Origin of the sequence: Variovorax sp. V116, assembly GCF_041154435.1 — a bacterium.
GTDB lineage: Bacteria > Pseudomonadota > Gammaproteobacteria > Burkholderiales > Burkholderiaceae_C > Variovorax > Variovorax paradoxus.
In genome coordinates this window covers 384,883-401,295 of record NZ_AP028661.1, presented here as the reverse complement: position 1 = coordinate 401,295, position 16,413 = coordinate 384,883, and the positions used below count along the sequence as shown (strand labels likewise).

General features: G+C 68.0%; 13 protein-coding genes. All 13 read left to right on the top strand.

Annotated features, from left to right (window positions below):
- Positions 1 to 79: 79 nt before the first annotated feature.
- Entirely contained in the window at positions 80 to 2,464 is a 2,385-nt protein-coding gene (locus ACAM58_RS01890) for a type VI secretion system Vgr family protein (RefSeq protein WP_369663987.1), read from the top strand.
- 7 nt (positions 2,465 to 2,471) lie between these two features.
- Positions 2,472 to 4,055, top strand: coding sequence for a hypothetical protein (locus tag ACAM58_RS01885; protein WP_369663986.1), 1,584 nt, complete (start codon positions 2,472 to 2,474; stop codon positions 4,053 to 4,055).
- A 42-nt stretch (positions 4,056 to 4,097) separates the two neighbouring features.
- Positions 4,098 to 8,429, top strand: a complete 4,332-nt coding sequence (locus ACAM58_RS01880; protein ID WP_369663985.1) for an RHS repeat-associated core domain-containing protein — start codon at positions 4,098 to 4,100, stop codon at positions 8,427 to 8,429.
- Positions 8,430 to 8,472: 43 nt separating this feature from the next.
- Entirely contained in the window at positions 8,473 to 9,006 is a 534-nt protein-coding gene (locus ACAM58_RS01875; RefSeq protein WP_369663984.1) for a hypothetical protein, read from the top strand.
- Positions 9,007 to 9,116: 110 nt separating this feature from the next.
- The gene (gene hpaR, locus ACAM58_RS01870; RefSeq protein WP_012745410.1) at positions 9,117 to 9,551 is read left to right on the top strand and encodes a homoprotocatechuate degradation operon regulator HpaR; all 435 of its coding nucleotides are present in this window, start codon (positions 9,117 to 9,119) and stop codon (positions 9,549 to 9,551) included.
- Complete coding sequence (locus ACAM58_RS01865) at positions 9,548 to 10,186, top strand: fumarylacetoacetate hydrolase family protein (RefSeq protein ID WP_369663983.1); 639 nt, start codon at positions 9,548 to 9,550, stop codon at positions 10,184 to 10,186. The genes hpaR and ACAM58_RS01865 overlap by 4 nt, the downstream gene beginning before the upstream one ends.
- Positions 10,183 to 10,956: a fumarylacetoacetate hydrolase family protein gene (locus ACAM58_RS01860; protein ID WP_369663982.1), complete on the top strand. Its 774-nt coding sequence runs from the start codon at positions 10,183 to 10,185 to the stop codon at positions 10,954 to 10,956. The genes ACAM58_RS01865 and ACAM58_RS01860 overlap by 4 nt, the downstream gene beginning before the upstream one ends.
- A complete protein-coding gene (gene hpaE, locus ACAM58_RS01855) occupies positions 10,953 to 12,416 on the top strand; it encodes a 5-carboxymethyl-2-hydroxymuconate semialdehyde dehydrogenase (protein WP_369663981.1) in 1,464 nt (487 codons plus the stop codon). Before ACAM58_RS01860 ends, hpaE begins: the two co-directional genes overlap by 4 nt.
- Before the next feature lie 32 nt (positions 12,417 to 12,448).
- Entirely contained in the window at positions 12,449 to 13,423 is a 975-nt protein-coding gene (locus ACAM58_RS01850; RefSeq protein ID WP_369663980.1) for a tripartite tricarboxylate transporter substrate binding protein, read from the top strand.
- Positions 13,424 to 13,445: 22 nt separating this feature from the next.
- Positions 13,446 to 14,321 (top strand): 3,4-dihydroxyphenylacetate 2,3-dioxygenase, encoded by an 876-nt coding sequence (hpaD, locus tag ACAM58_RS01845; protein ID WP_012745406.1) that lies wholly within the window; start codon positions 13,446 to 13,448, stop codon positions 14,319 to 14,321.
- Between the two features lie 11 nt (positions 14,322 to 14,332).
- Positions 14,333 to 14,737, top strand: coding sequence for a 5-carboxymethyl-2-hydroxymuconate Delta-isomerase (locus ACAM58_RS01840; RefSeq protein ID WP_018907538.1), 405 nt, complete (start codon positions 14,333 to 14,335; stop codon positions 14,735 to 14,737).
- 4 nt (positions 14,738 to 14,741) lie between these two features.
- Positions 14,742 to 15,545 (top strand): 2-oxo-hept-4-ene-1,7-dioate hydratase, encoded by an 804-nt coding sequence (hpaH, locus tag ACAM58_RS01835; protein ID WP_369663979.1) that lies wholly within the window; start codon positions 14,742 to 14,744, stop codon positions 15,543 to 15,545.
- Between the two features lie 10 nt (positions 15,546 to 15,555).
- The gene (gene hpaI / locus ACAM58_RS01830; RefSeq protein ID WP_369663978.1) at positions 15,556 to 16,377 is read left to right on the top strand and encodes a 4-hydroxy-2-oxoheptanedioate aldolase; all 822 of its coding nucleotides are present in this window, start codon (positions 15,556 to 15,558) and stop codon (positions 16,375 to 16,377) included.
- Positions 16,378 to 16,413: the final 36 nt, after the last annotated feature.

Genomic DNA, 16,413 nt, shown 5'->3' with positions numbered 1-16,413 from the left:
CCGAAGTGTAGGGAGACGCAAGAAGCGAAATGTGTTTTGGTCAAGGAAGTATGGGCCCAACCTAGGGAGTCTCAACGCCATGTCCGCCTTCAACCGCGGCCGCAAGCTCGCCGCAACTTCCAGCGCCATGCCCACGCTCGCAGGCATGGACGCACTTGAACCGATGCGGGTGGAGGGGGAAGAAGCCCTCAGCCGCCCCTACAGCTACACCATCACGCTGACCACGCCGGAGTCGCCGGACATCGATGCGCGCTCGGCGGCGAACGTCAAGCTCAAGCCCCTGATCGGCGAGGAGTTCAGCGTGCACATCCTGCTCGACGGGCGCCCCGGCGGCGCGGGGCAGGAGCGCCACATTTCCGGCCTGGTGACGCGCGCCCGCTTCCTGCGCCTGGAGAACAGGCGGGCGCTCTACGAAGTGGTCATCGAGCCCTGGCTGAGCCTGGCGCAGCGAACGCGCGACTACAGGATCTTCCAGAAAAACAGCGTGCTCGACACGGTGGGCGAGGTGCTCGGCGCGTACGGCTTTGCGCTTTCCATCCGGGCCACGGGCAGCTATCCCGCGCGCGAGTTCGTGGTGCAGTATGGCGAGACGGACTACGACTTCGCGAGCCGCCTGCTGCACGAGTGGGGCCTGTACTACTACTTCGAGCACGGCGAGGCCGGCCACACGATGGTGATCGTCGACGACATGCAGTCGCACCGGCCCTTTCCGGCCGGCGGCTACGAGCAGGTTCCCTTCAGGGCCCTGCAGGCATCGTCCAACGAGGAGCATTGCCACCGCTTCCGGCTGTCCGAAGGCCTGCAAAGCGGAAAGTGGGTCACGGGCGACTTCGACTTCACGCGGCCGAAGGCGGACCTCACGCAGGCCCGCGCGATGCCGCGGCGCACGCAGCACAGCACGCGCGAGGTGTTCGCGTGGCCCGGCAACTACGCCGTGGAATCCGAGGGCGAGCAGCTCGCGCGTGCGCGCATGGAAGAAGCCGGTGCGCCGGGGCAGGTGGCCAGCGGCGCGGGCAACCTGCGCGGCGTGGCGGCCGGCCATCGCTTCACGCTGGCCGGCCATCCGCAGGACGGCGCGAACGCCGACTACCTCGTCACCGCGGCACGCCTGTTGCTGCAGGAAGCGGGCGACGCCACGGGGCAGGAAGAGTTCCAGTGCAACGTCGAGTTCGAGGTCATCCCGGCAAGCAACATCTTCCGCCCGACCCCGGACGCGGCCAAGCCGCGCACCGCCGGGCCGCAGACCGCGGTGGTCACCGGCCCCGCGGGCCGCGAGATCTGGACCGACCAGTACGGGCGCGTGAAGCTCAGCTTTCACTGGAACCGCTACTGCACCCGGGACGAAAGCAGCTCGTGCTGGGTGCGGGTGTCCTCGCCGTGGGCCGGCAGCAACTTCGGGGGCATGCAGATTCCGCGCATCGGGCAGGAGGTGGTGGTCGACTTCGAATACGGCGACCCCGACCGGCCGATCATCACCGGCCGCGTCTACAACGCGGACAACATGCCGCCGTGGGAGCTGCCGGCCAACGCCACGCAAAGCGGCCTGCTGTCGCGCAGCTCCGAAGGCGGCACCAGCGAGAACGCGAACGCCCTTCGCTTCGAGGACAAGAAGGGCGAAGAGCAGCTCTGGCTGCATGCGGAGAAGGACCAGCTGATCGAGGTCGAGAACGACGAGGTGCACACGGTGGGCCGCGACCGCACCAAGACCGTCGACCACGACGAGACCAGTCACATCAAGAACGACCGCACGGAAACGGTGGACCGCAACGAGACGATCACGGTCCATGGCCAGCGCGCCGAGACGGTGGACGGCGACGAGACGGTCACCGTCAAGTCCAACCGCAGCCACTCGGTCACCGGCACCGAGACCCTCACGGTCACGGGCGACCAGACCCACACCGCCAAGGCCAACCGCACCGCCAGCGTCACCGGCAACCAGAGCACCTCGGTCACAGGCACGGATTCGCTCGCGGTGACGCAGGCCCGCAGCGTCACGGTCCAGGACAGCGACACCTGGAACGTCGCCCTCGGCCAGACCACCACCATCGGGCAGGCCTACCAGGTTTCCGCCAAGTCGCACACCGGCACCTACAACGACGCGATGACGCTGAACGTGCCGGCCGGCCCGGCCTCGGCCACTTCGCAGGGCGACTTCTCCCTGACCAGTTCGGCCGCCAACATCTATGGAACGGCCGCCCTCAACGTGGGCCTGTTCGCGCAGGGCGGGGACTTTTCCGCCGTGGCCTCGACCAATGTCGGCGTGAGCGCCGAGGGCGGCACGCTGGACACCTACTCGTCCGGCGCCATGACGCATGCGAGCCCGACCAGCGTGGTGCTCAATGTCGAGGGCACGGCGGTGGAGGTCACACCGGGGCGCATCGTGCTGCGCGCCGGCAGCGCGAACCTGATGCTGGACGACGCCGGCGTCACGGTCAACGGCACCAAGATCTTCCTGAACTGCTGAGGCCGCCATGTCGACACGCAACCCCGTCGAGAAGCGCATGGCCCAGCTGCACGACCTGTGGTGGGAGCGCACCGATGACCCGGCCCTGCGCGCCATCGTGCTGCGCGCGCCGCCCGACTCGCAGCGCATGCTGGAGGCCTTCTTCACGCTCCAGATGGTCGACAGCGAATACAGCACGCCCGATCTCTTCCTGCGGCTGGACACGGCCTTCGAGACCGGCTTTCGCTACAGCCGCGAACTGCGGCAGCAGTTGATCGACACCTGCAGGCACAACCGGCCGCAGCTCGTGAAGCAGGGTGTCGCAGCCCACTGGGACGAGGAAAGCCAGCCCGGCTGGGACAGCGCCGCCGGCTTCGTGGAGGCCGGCTGTTCGCTGGCGCGGCACCTGCGCTGCCAGCGCATGTCGGTCGTGCTGCAGCCCGCCAGCGTGAGCGACGCGGACTGCTTCGAGCGCTGGTTCGATGCGGCGATGCAGACGCCCATGCCGCCGCAGGAGGCCGGCCTGCTGCGGCTGGTGCTGGTGGACGACAGCGACTCGCGCGCCTGGCAGCCGCTGGTGGAGCGGCACGCGGGCGCGATGCGCGTGGTCGATGCGCCGCTGGACATCCTCGAGGCCGCGCGCGAGATCGCCGCCCAGAGCGGCGGCGGGAGCAGCGGCGCGGCCCTCTTCCGCCAGCTGTATGCCGACATGCTGTCGCTGCTGCGCCTGGGCGACGCGGCCGGGGTGCAGGCCGCGGGCGAACGCGCCCTGCGGCTGGCCACGCGCAACGGCTGGGCCGACCAGCGCGCCGTGCTCGACATGATGGTGGGCGGCGCCTGGCTGCAGGCGCGCGACTTCGGCGCGTCGATCGCGCGCTACCGCCGGGCCCGCGATTCGGCGGCCGAGGCGGCGCAGGCCGGCAACCCCATGGGTGCCACGCTGTTCATGCAGGGCTGGATGGCCGAAGGCGGGGCCTGGGCCGCGGCGGGCGACATGAAGCAGGCCGCCCATGCATTCGAAGAGGCCGCCGAAGCGGCCCGCCGCGTGCCCCACCCCATGTTCGCCGTCGAAGGCCAGCGCGCCGCGGCCCAGGCCTGGCGCAGCGCCGGCGAGCGCGACCGGGCATGGGCCTCGGCGCTGGCCGGCATCCGCGAGGCGCGCACCATGGCCGACACCGACCGCCCCCGGAGCACCGTGCCGCAGCTGCTGCACGACATGCTCGTGATGCAGGACCCCAGGCGCTGCGAGCGCATCGCGCACTGCGCCACCCGTTACGAGCGCGACGCGCGCGCGGCCCTGGCCGACGCCGACCTGGCCGGCCATCGGCTGGGCGAACGGCCGCCGCGGCCCGCGATCGACGCCATCGAGGCACGGCTCGCGCAGCGCTACGAGCAGGCATTCCAGACCCTGCTTGGCGAGCGCGAGAAATGGGTCCAGGGCAGCGAGGACGTGTTCCGCACCGTCATTGCGCTGGGCCGCCAATGGCTCGATCCGGCCTGGAGCGGGCTGCCGCATGTGAGCCATCCGCTGGACCAGGGGGTCGACGAATGGCGCGAGCCGCCGGCGTTCGCCCGCCTGCCCGATCCGCAGCCCTTCGTCGAGGCAGCCTGAACCGCGCCGCCTCAGCCCAACACACGCCGGAGAGAAAGCACCGTGTTCTTCGCGGCCAAGCACTTCGACCCCCAGCTGGGCATCGATGCCCACACCTACCTGGCGCCGCCCGGCGTGTGGCCCACGCTGCACATCGGCATCGTGATGGACCCGTTCGACTACCTGCCGACCATCCAGGTCTCGCCCGACAACCCGATCGTGAAGGGCATGGCAGCCGTGGACGGTGCCATGCAGGCGGGCCTGGACACCATCGGCCAAGGCACCGCGGCGCCCGAGGTGCCGGCACCGCCGGGCGCGCCGGCCGGCGGCGGCGAGATGCCCGAGAGCATTCCCTTTCCGCTCGGTGCCACCGTCGAGGTGGCGGGGGTGCGCCGGGCCAATGCCGGCACCGGCGGCGTGGACTTCCACGTCCTCGTCGGCGCCCCCATGCCGGTGATCAAGGCGCCCGGCGGCCCGCAGTTCGAGGACGAGCTTTTCATGGGCAGCCGCATCGTGCTGGCCGATGGCGAGCCCTTTTCGCGCATCGGCGTGCCGGTGCTGGCCTGCAACATCGTGGGCCTGGTGCCGCCGTTCCGAAAGAAGAAGGCGGTCAAGCCGCTGCGGCTGAGCCTGATGCTGCCGACCACCTTCAACGTCGCCATCCCGCCGCAGGTGTTCGTGGGCGGGCCGCCGACCATCTCGTGGGGCGCGATGGTCCAGCGCGGGCTGTTCAAGGCGCTGGGCCGGGCCTACACCCGCATCGCGCGGCGCGTGTTCAAGAACATGCCGCCGGGCTTCCTCAAGTGCCAGGTGCTGCGCGCCGAGCCGGTGGACATCCGCGATGGCAGCGTCTCGGTGACGCACGAGGACTTCAGCATTCCGGGCCGGCTGCCGCTGAGCTGGACGCGCGTCTATGCATCGCGCGACCACGCCCTGCCCGGCCATTGCGGCCATGGCTGGCAGACGCCGGCGGATGTGCGCCTGATGGTGGAAGCCGACGGCCTGCTCAGCCTGCAGGGGCCGGAGGAATTCGCGCTGTTCCCTGCGCTGCCGCAGGCCGAAGGACAGCAGGTGCTCGACGTGGTGGACGGTGCGCGGCTGATGCGCCAGGGCACGGCGCTCGTGGTGCGCTTCAAGAGCGGCCTGCGCTACCACTTCGAGGATGCGCTGTCGCCCGAGGGAGCACTGCAGGCCGCGACCCTGCCCATCGCGCGCATCGAGGATGCCTGTGGCAACCACTGGCGCTTCGTGCGGCGGGGCCGCGACCTGGTGCGCATCGCCGAAAGCGGCGTGGACGGCCTGCCGGGCCGCAGCATCGAGGTGCAGTCGCGCGGCGGGTACATCGAGTCCATGGCGCTGCGCGACCCCGCCACCGGGCAGGACCATCCGCTGGTGCGCTACCGCCATGCCGACGGCGACCTGCTGGCGGCGATCGATGCGCTGGGTGCGGCGCGCGAGTTCGCGTACCTGCAGCACCGCATGGCGCGCCACACGGATCGCACGGGCCTGTCGTTTCACTACGCCTACGACGAACAATGGCGCGTGGTGCACGCCTGGGGCGACGGCGGACTGCACGACTACCGCTTCGCCTACAGCGCGGCGCTGCGGCAGACCGAGGTGACCAACTCGCTGGGGCACCTCACGGTGGTCAAGTTCGACGAGGCGGGGCTGCCGTTGGCGGAGATCGATCCGTTGGATGGCGTGACGACCTTTGAGTACGACGATGTGGGGCGGACCGTGGCGGTGACGGCGCCCGGGGGGCTGCGCACCGGGTTCACGTATGACGCGCGGGGCAACCTGCTGGGGGTGCGGCGGCCGGACGGGAGCACCATCGGCAACGAGTTCGACGATGAGGACCGGGTGCTCGCCGTCATCGATCCACTCGGCCATCGCTGGACCCAGACCTATGACGCTCGCGGTCTTCTGGCCAGCCAACGCGACCCGCGGGGCGCCATCACGCGTTTCGCGCACGATGCTCGCGGGCAGCTGGCACAGCATGTCGATGCGCGGGGTGCGCTCACCCAGTTGCAGCATGACCGGCACGGCCAGTTGCGCGCGCTGACCGATCCGCTGGGCCATGAAAGCCGCTTCGACCACGACGTGCTGGGCCGGTTGACCGAGCAGACCGACGTGCTGGGCCGCGTGTACCGCTATCACCACGATGCCAAGGGACGGTTGTTGCGTATCGAGCACCCGGGCGGCGGGCAGATCAACTGCACTTATGACGCAGAGGATCAGTTGGTCGTCCATATCGACGAAAGCGGCGCCCAGACACGACTGCAGTATGTGGGCACCGGCCGCATCAGCCGGCGCATCCAACCCGATGGCCAGACGGTGCAATACCACTACGACACCGAGGAGTGGCTGGTCGGACTGACCAACCAGCGCGGGGAGCGCTACACGCTGCGGCGCGATGCGTTGGACCGCATCGTCGAGGAGGTGGACTACTGGGGCCAGTCGCGCCACTATCAATACGACGCGGCGGGACGCCTGGCGGCCACCATCGACCCGCTGGGCCAGCGCATCGCATTCGCCAACGATCCGATGGGCCGCATCACGCGAAAGACCTTCGCCGACCCGTTGCGGCCGGATCGACAGGTGCAGGAACACTTTGCCTACGACCTGTGCGGGCAACTGGTGGAGATGCGCAACGAGGCCATGCACGTCAAGCGCCGCTTCGATCCCGCAGGTCTTTTGCTGGAAGAGCGGCAAGGCGGTTTCCGGGTGACCTACCGGTACGACGAGGCCGGGAACCGCGTCCTGCGCGAGACCAGCGCGGGCCATCGCACGGCCTGTGCCTTCGATCCGGGCAACAGGCTGGAGAGCCTCACCATCGACGACCGGCCTCCCATCGTGATGACCCGCGACGCGCTCGGCCGCACCACCCACGAGCAACTGGGCCCAGGACTGGAACGTCGGTTCGACTACGACACGCGCGACCAGTTGACGGCCCAGCGCCTGCTCAAGGATGTGGCACCGGTCTTCGACACCCGCTACGACTATGACCGCGCAGGCCAACTCGTGAGCCGAAGCGACAGTCAGCAGGGCGTCGACCAGTACCGCTACGACGTGCTCGGGCAACTCCTGGAACACATGGCGCCCCAGGGCCGCATCCGGCGCTTCCTGCACGATCCGGCCGGCGACCGCCTGCAGACGCGCATCCGGCTGGCGCCGCTGAAGCAGGTGGCCGGTGGCGAAGCCGGCCCCGAGGCTGTGCTCTGGACGCGCGAGGGCAGTCTCGAGGGCGTCCACTACGTCTTCGACCGCGCCGGGGACCTGGTGCGGATGGGCAGCGACGAATCGGCCGACGGCGGACTGGACCTGCTGTGGGATGCGAACCATCGATTGGCCGAAAGCCGCAGCGGCGCGGCCGCGACACGCTATGGCTACGATCCGGCGGGCCGACGGGTCTTCAAGCGCGGCCTGACGCAGACCACCTGGTTCTTCTGGGATGGCAATGCGTTGCTTGGCGAGATGGTCGAGGACAACGATGCGCCACGGCCACCCCTGGCCTCGCCGTCAAGCCCCATGCTGCGCCTGGCGGGCGCCCGCCAGCCCCCTGGCAAGCAGGATCGGCGGTACCAGCACGCACGGGAGTACGTGTACTACCCCTCCACCTTCGTGCCACTGGCGCTCATCGCGCACGACGGCGGCGTGACCCGCACGCTGCACTACCACGTCGACCCCAACGGTTGCCCGACCCGCATCACGGACGAGGACGGAGGCGTGGTCTGGTCGGCAAGCTTCGACGCCTGGGGTGCAATCACGGCACTGCATCGAGAAGAGGTCTCGAACCCGCTGCGGTTCCAGGGGCAGTACTTCGACCCGGAAACACGGCTGCACTACAACAGGTACCGCTACTTCGATCCGAACAGCGGCCAATTCATCTCGCAGGACCCGCTGCGGCTGCGCGCGGGCGAGAACCTGACGCGCTATGCCGAGAACCCGATCCTTGGCATTGATCCGTTGGGACTCGTGTCCGGCAGCAAGATCCCGTACTGGGAGGTCGGCGATCGCGGCCCCCATGGACATCAGATCCTCGCACGCGTAAGGGGTAACGACGGCAAGTTCGACCACTACGAAAATCCGGGTACGCATGACAACAACCGGAACTCTCCGGGACGAGGAAGCGCTCGCTATGACCCGGACAAAAGCGTGCTTCCTGAGAACCATGTGGAGTTGTTCAAAAGCAGCCAGTCCAACCCCTACGATCGCACCGTGCGATATGCCCGAGACAGTGAAGGCAACATCCATCAGTTTCAGGATTCCGGCCACAGGAGCTATCACTGGGCGGGATCGGAAAATGGCGTCAGGCTCAATGGCACCGAGAAAGGTCTCGACTTGAAACCCTATCAACGCAAGTTCGCCAATACGGTGCCCCTGTGCCGCGGATAGCGTCCAGATTTCAAGAACCACCTTCATGGGGAATCATTGCCTGATGCTCAATCAACTTTTCGGCAGCAGAGAAATCCTCCAATTCGAGGTCGGGCCCAAAGAGCCGGAGAACGCCTCGATGCGCCGCGTGGATATCTACGCGCTGAACTTGCACGTGACCGAGAAAGACAACCACGTCTATGTTCCGAACTTCATGTTCCGGCTGGACAGAACCTTGGTGAGCTTCAGGAAGAAGACCAGACTCGAACAAAGACCGGATGTCTTCGGCGAACTCGGCCCCAAGGACATCCATCTCATCTTCACGGAAGACTCGGACGAACATTCCGACATGCAGGATCTCTCGAGCTTGTACGAGTTCCTGCATTTCGGCGACATCACGCTGGATGTCTGGAGCTACCTGATTCCTGCCCAAGGTCGTCTGTACTTGTCCTGCGAAATCCGCGGACATCAGAAGAACACCACTCCAAGAGATATCCATGTTGCCGAAGTGCATGCCGAGGCGCTGGGCCAGGCCATGGCGGACACGCTGGCACTGGTCGCCAGCGAGTACGACGGCGACAAGTCCTTCCTGTCCTGACGCCTGCGCCGCGCACCCACCCTCCGCCACACACGGGTTTTCCCGATTGCCGGCTGGCTTCTCTATCGCGGATCATTTAATATATTAAATAATCTGCAAAACACTCTTCCGTGGCCAGCACCTTCACCCACCGCAACCTCCCGCGCCTGCTGCTGCAGGCGCGCGAAGCCGTCATGGCCCACACGCGGCCCAGCCTGCGCGAGCATGCGCTGTCCGACCAGCAGTGGCGCGTGCTGCGGGTGCTCGGCGAGCACGGCGCGGTGGAAACCGGCCGCGTGGCGCGCGAGGCCTTCATCCTCGGCCCCAGCCTCACCGGCGTGCTCGCGCGCATGGAGCGCGACGACCTCATCACCCGCAGCCGCGATCCCGAGGACCAGCGCCGCACCGTGGTCGAGGCGACGGCGCACGGGATGAAGCTGGTGAAGAAGCTGTCCTCGAGCATCGAGTCGCACTACCAGTGGCTGGAGCAGTCGCTGGGCAAGACCAAGCTGACGCAGCTGTATGGGCTGCTGGACGAACTGATCGCGCTGGAGCAACCCGAATGAGCCCCTCCTCCCCTTTCCTGCCCGCCGGCACCGTGTACGGCACGCTGCTGAACTTCCGCGCGGAAATGCAGGCGCTCGCGCCGCAGATGACCGAGCCGCCGTACAAGGCGCCGCCGAAGGCGCCCGTGCTCTACGTGAAGACCGCCAACACCTGGAGCCCGCACGGCAGCGCCATCGCGGTGCCTGCATCGGTGCCCGAGGTGGAGATCGGCGCGAGCATCGGCATGGTGATCGGCGCCGAGGGCGACGTGGAAGGCTTCGTGCTGATGAACGACCTCTCGTTCCCGCATGCGAGCTTCTTCCGCCCGCCCGTGAAGTTCAAGTGCATCGACGGTTTCCTGGGCGTCGGACCGGCGCTGCGCGATGCGCAGGACGTGGCCGATCCCGCGGGCTTTCGCGCCGAGGTGCGTGTCAACGGCGCGCTGAAGCAGTCGATCGACTTCTCGCAGCTCGTGCGGCCCGCGCAGCAGCTGCTGGCCGACGTGGGCGAATTCATGACGCTCGCGCATGGCGACGTGCTGATGCTCGGCTGCGACGCCGGCCGGCCGCTGGCGCGTGCGGGCGACCGCATCGAGATTTCCGCGCCGGGGTTCGAGAGCCTCTGCAACACGCTGGTGCAGGAGGCCGCCGCATGAAGCACGCACGCGTCATCTTCGAAGGCCGCGAGCACACCGGCACCGCGCACGATTTCAACGGCCAGCCCGACGCCGCCGTGCGGCTGGACGACGGCCGCATCGTGCCGCAGGAACAGCTCACGTGGCTGCCGCCGCTCGCGCCCACGCTGCGGCCGCGCACCATCCTCGCGCTCGGCCTCAACTACGCCGACCACGCGAAGGAACTCGAATTCAAGGCGCCCGAGGAGCCGCTGGTGTTCGTCAAGGGCCAGAGCACGCTGATCGGCCACCGGCAGCACACGCACCGCCCGGCCGGCGTGCAGTTCATGCACTACGAGTGCGAGCTCGCCATCGTGGTCGGCAAGACCGCAAAGCGCGTGAAGCAGGGTGACGCCTACGACTTCATCGGCGGCTACACCGTGGCCAACGACTACGCGATCCGCGACTACCTCGAAAACTGGTACCGCCCCAACCTGCGCGTGAAGAACCGCGACACCTGCACGCCGCTCGGCCCGTGGTTCGTCGATGCGGCCGACGTGCCCGACCCCATGGCGCTCGCATTGAAGACCACGGTGAACGGCACCGTCACGCAGCAGGGCAGCACGCGCGACATGATCTTCGACGCGCCCTTCCTCATCGAATATTTCAGCCGCTTCATGACGCTCTCGCCCGGCGACCTGATCCTCACGGGCACGCCCGACGGCGTGGTCGATTGCAAGCCGGGCGACGTGGTCGTGACGGAGATCGAGCGCATCGGCGCGCTGGTCAACACCATCCAAGGAAAAGCATGAGAGTCGATCACCTGATCGCCGGCAAGGCTGTTGCCGGCAGCGAATACTTCGAAACCGTCAACCCCGCCACGCAGGAGGTGCTGGCCGAAGTCGCCTCGGGCGGCGAAGCCGAAGTGAACGCGGCCGTGGCTGCGGCGAAGGAGGCGTTCCCCAAGTGGGCCGGCCTGCCCGCGCCCGAGCGCGCCAAGCTCATCCGCAAGCTCGGCGACCTGATCGCGCAGCACGTGCCCGAGATCGCGCAGACCGAGACCAACGACTGCGGCCAGGTCATCGCGCAGACCGGCAAGCAGCTGATCCCGCGCGCGGCCGACAACTTCTACTACTTCGCCGAGATGTGCACGCGCGTCGACGGCCACACCTATCCCACGCCCACGCACCTGAACTACACGCTGTTCCATCCGGTGGGCGTGTGCGCGCTGATCAGCCCGTGGAACGTGCCCTTCATGACCGCCACCTGGAAGGTCGCGCCCTGCCTGGCCTTCGGCAACACCGCGGTGCTGAAGATGAGCGAGCTCTCGCCGCTGACGGCCGCGCGGCTCGGCGAGCTCGCGCTCGAAGCGGGCATTCCGCCCGGCGTGCTGAACCTGGTGCACGGCTACGGCAAGGAGGCCGGCGAGCCGCTGGTGGCGCACCCCGACGTGCGCGCGATCTCGTTCACCGGCTCCACCGCCACGGGCAACCGCATCGTGAAGAGCGCGGGCCTCAAGAAGTTCAGCATGGAGCTCGGCGGCAAGAGCCCGTTCGTGATCTTCGAGGACGCCGACCTCGACCGCGCGCTCGACGCGGCCGTGTTCATGATCTTCAGCAACAACGGCGAGCGCTGCACCGCCGGCTCGCGCATCCTGGTGCAGCAGTCGATCTACGCCGACTTTGCCGCCAAATTCGCGGAGCGCGCCAGGCGCATCGCGGTGGGCGACCCGCTCGACGAGAAGACCATCGTGGGCCCGATGATCTCGCAGGCGCACCTGGCCAAGGTGCGCAGCTACATCGAGCTGGGTCCGAAGGAAGGCGCGACGCTCTTGTGCGGCGGCCTCGATGCACCGGCCAACCTGCCTGACCGCGTTCAGCGCGGCAACTACGTGATGCCCACCGTGTTCGCCGACGTCGACAACCGCATGAAGATCGCGCAGGACGAGATCTTCGGCCCCGTCGCCTGCCTGATCCCGTTCAGGGACGAGGCGCACGCCATTGAACTCGCCAACGACATCGCCTACGGCCTGTCGAGCTACGTCTGGACCGAGAACATCGGCCGCGCCCACCGCGTGGCCGCGGCGGTGGAGGCCGGCATGTGCTTCGTCAACAGCCAGAACGTAAGAGACTTACGCCAGCCCTTCGGCGGCACCAAGGCCTCGGGCACGGGGCGCGAAGGCGGCACCTGGAGCTACGAGGTGTTCTGCGAGCCGAAGAACGTGGCGGTGTCGATGGGCTCGCACCACATTCCGCACTGGGGCGTGGCGTGAGCCACGCTCCAGGATTCACGCTGGGGCGTGGCATGACGCTGCAACGCCGCGCGCTCATGCAGGGCGCCGCCGCACTCGCGGCCTTGCCCGCACTGGCACGCGCACGGACGGCATGGCCCGCCAAGCCGGTGCGCATCGTCGTGCCCTTCACGCCCGGCGGCACCACCGACTTCGTCGCGCGCCTTGTCGGTACCGAGCTGGCCAAGGCGCTGGGCCAGCCCGTGATCGTCGAGAACAAGCCCGGCGCGGGCACGGTGATCGGTGTCGATGCGGTCGCCAAGTCGGCACCCGACGGCACCGCCTTCGTCTGCGTGGCCAACAGCTTCACGGCCAACCAGACGCTGGTGCGCAAGCTGCCCTACGACACGCTGAAGGACCTGCGCCCGGTCGCGCTCATGGGCATGTCGGAGCATGTGCTCGCCACGCATCCGGCCAGCGGCCTCAAGACGCTGGCCGACCTGCGCAGCCAGGCCAGGGCCAAGCCCGGCACGCTGAGCTTTGCCTCCTTCGGCAACGGCACCTCGGCGCACCTGTCGGGCGAGATGCTCAAGCTGCAGATGGGCCTGGACATCGTGCATGTGCCCTACAAGGGGCAAGGCCCCGCGCTCAGCGACCTGCTCGGCGGGCAGGTGACGCTGATGTTCGGCAACTGGCCCGAGTTCCGCGGCCATGTGCAAGCCGGCAAGCTGGTGGCGCTGGGCATGGCGACCGCGCAGCGTTCGCAGTACGCGCCCGCCATACCCACGCTGGCCGAGCAGGGCGTGGCCATCGAGTCCAATTCGTGGAACGGCCTGCTGGCGCCCGCCGGCACGCCCGACGCCATCGTGCAGCGCATGAACGCCGAGGTGAACCGTGCGCTGGCGTCGCCGGCCGTGAGCGAGGCCTTCCGCAACGGCGGCATCGCGTCGCTCTCGGGCACGCCCGAGCGCTTCGCGGGCTTCATCCAGAGCGAGATCGCCAGGTACGGCGACGTGATCCGCAAGGCCAACATCCAGCTCGAGAGCTGAACGGAACAAGGAGACACGCACCATGGGCACCCTCGCACTCGCCGCCAAGATCACGCATGTGCCGTCGATGTACCTCTCGGAATTCCCGGGACCGAACTTCGGCTGCCGCGACGCGGCGATCAACGGCCACAAGGAAATCGACCGGCGCTGCCGCGCGCTGGGCGTGGACACCATCGTGGTGTTCGACGTGCACTGGCAGGTCAACAGCGAATATCACATCAACTGCGGCCCGAAGTTCGGCGGCACCTACACCAGCAACGAGCTGCCGCACTTCATCAAGAACATGCCGTACGCCTACCCGGGCAACCCGGCGCTGGGCCACCTGATTGCCGACGTGGCGAACGAAATGGGCGTGAAGAGCCGCGCGCACAGCGACACCACGCTCGAGCTCGAGTACGGCACGCTGGTGCCCATGCGCTACATGAACGCCGACCAGCACTACAAGGTGATCAGCATCAGCGGCTGGTGCGACTGGCACGACCTGACCGAGTCGGGCCGCTTCGGCCTGGCGGTGCGGCGCGCGATCGAGGAGCGCTACGAAGGCACGGTGGCGGTGTTCGCGAGCGGTTCGCTCTCGCACCACTTCGCGGACAACGGCCGCGCCCCCGAATTCATGCACAAGGTCTACGATCCCTTCCTCGAGCAGGTGGACCGCCGCGTGGTCGAGCTCTGGGAGGCCGGCGACTGGAAGACCTTCGTCGGCATGCTGCCGATGTACGCCGACAAGTGCTGGGGCGAAGGCGACATGCACGACACCGCAATGCTGCTGGGCCTCCTGGGCTGGGACCGCTACGCCGCGCCGGTGGAAGTGGTCACGCCCTATTTCGGGAGCTCGGGCACGGGACAGATCAATGCCATCTTCCCCGTGACGCCACTGCCTGCGGAAACCACCACCTGAGAAAGCACCGCATGCCCCACGTCGTCATCCAGTACACCGCCAATCTCGAAGCCGAAGCCGACATGGGCGGCCTGTGCCGCTCGCTCGCCGCCGTCCTGGTCGCGCAGAAGGATGGCGCGGGCCGCAAGCTCTTTCCCACCGGCGGCACACGGGTGCTGGCCTACCCGGCCGTGCACTACGCCGTGGCCGACGATGCGGACGACTACGCCTTCGTCTACATCAACGTGCGCATTGCGGCGGGCCGGAGCGAAGAAGACAGGAAGAAGGCCGGCGACGCGCTGCTCGAAGGCGTGAAGAAGCACTTCGCGCCCATCTTCGACAAGCGCCACATCGGCATCACGCTGCAGATCGACGAAAGCCCCGGCCAGGTGTACGACGGCAAGCACAGCAACCTGCATCCACTCTTCAACAAGTAGAACCATGCTCACTGCCGACACCATCGCCAGGCTGGCCGCCGAACTGCACGAAAGCGAAAAGTCGCGCGTGCAGGTCGAGCATTTCTCCAAGCGCTTTCCCGAAATGACCATCGAGGACGGCTACGCCATCTCGCGCGCATGGGTGAAGCAGAAGATCGCGGAAGGCCGCGTGCCGCGGGGCCACAAGATCGGCCTGACCTCGCGCGCCATGCAGCAGTCCAGCCAGATCGACGAGCCCGACTACGGCACCTTGCTCGACGACATGTTCTTCGAGCAGGGCGGCGACATTCCGTTCAAGCGCTTCATCGCGCCGCGCATCGAGGTGGAGCTGGCCTTCGTGCTCGGCAGGAAGCTGCAGGGGCCGAACGTGAGCATCTTCGACGTGCTGGCCGCCACCGACTACGTGGTGCCGGCCATCGAGATCATCGACGCGCGCATCGAGCAGTTCGACCGCCACACCAAGGCGCCGCGCAAGGTGTTCGACACCATTGCCGACAACGCGGCCAACGCCGGCATCGTGATGGGCGGGCGGCCCGTCAAGCCCGATGCGGTCGACCTGCGCTGGGTGAGCGCGCTGCTCTACAAGAACGGCGTGATCGAGGAATCGGGCGTGGCCGCGGCCGTGCTCAACCACCCGGCCACGGGCGTGGCCTGGCTCGCGAACAAGCTCGCACCGTGGGACGAATGCCTCGAAGCCGGCGAAGTGGTGCTGGGCGGCTCGTTCACGCGGCCCACCACCGCGCTGCCCGGCGATACCTTCCATGCCGACTACGGCCCTCTGGGCAGCATTGCCTTTCGTCTCATCTAAAAGACCCACCATGCAAACACCTTTGAACACCTTCAAGCAGGCCATGCAGGCCGGCGAACAGAAGATCGGCCTCTGGGTCGGCTTGGCCGACGGCTATGCGGCCGAGATCCTGGCAGGCACCGGCTTCGACTGGCTGCTGGTCGACGGCGAGCACGCGCCCAACGACGTGCGCTCGGTGCTCGCGCAGCTGCAGGGCATCTCGAGCGCCTGGTCGGCACAGCCCGAGTCGGAGCGCTCGCACCCCGTGGTGCGGGTGCCGGTGGGCGACGTCACGCTGCTCAAGCAGTTCCTGGACATCGGCGCGCAGACCATCCTGGTGCCGATGGTCGACACCGCCGAGCAGGCGGCGCGCATGGTGCAGGGCATGCGCTATCCGCCCGAAGGCATCCGTGGCATGGGCAGCGCCCTGGCGCGCGCTTCGCGCTGGCAGGCCTATCCGCGCTACCTGCACGAGGCCAACGCCCAAACCTGCCTGCTGGTGCAGGCCGAAACCGTGGAGGCGATGAAGAACCTCGACGCCATCGCGGCCACGCCGGGCGTGGACGGCGTGTTCATCGGTCCGGCCGACCTGTCGGCCTCGATGGGCTTCGTCGGCCAGCCCAACCATCCCGAGGTGCAGGCCATGATCGCCGACGCCATTGCGCGCATCCGCAAGGCCGGCAAGGCGCCGGGCATTCTCTCGACCACCGAGGAGCAGGCGCGCAAGTGGCTGGCCGCCGGCGCGCAGTTCGTGGCGGTGGGCGTGGACACCATCCTGCTCACGGCGGCGGCAAGGCAGCTGTCGTCCCGCTACAAGAGCGCCGCGAGCGCGGTGACGCCCAGCGGCTACTGAACGATTCATTCCATCTCTTTCGCACCGGAGCACCTG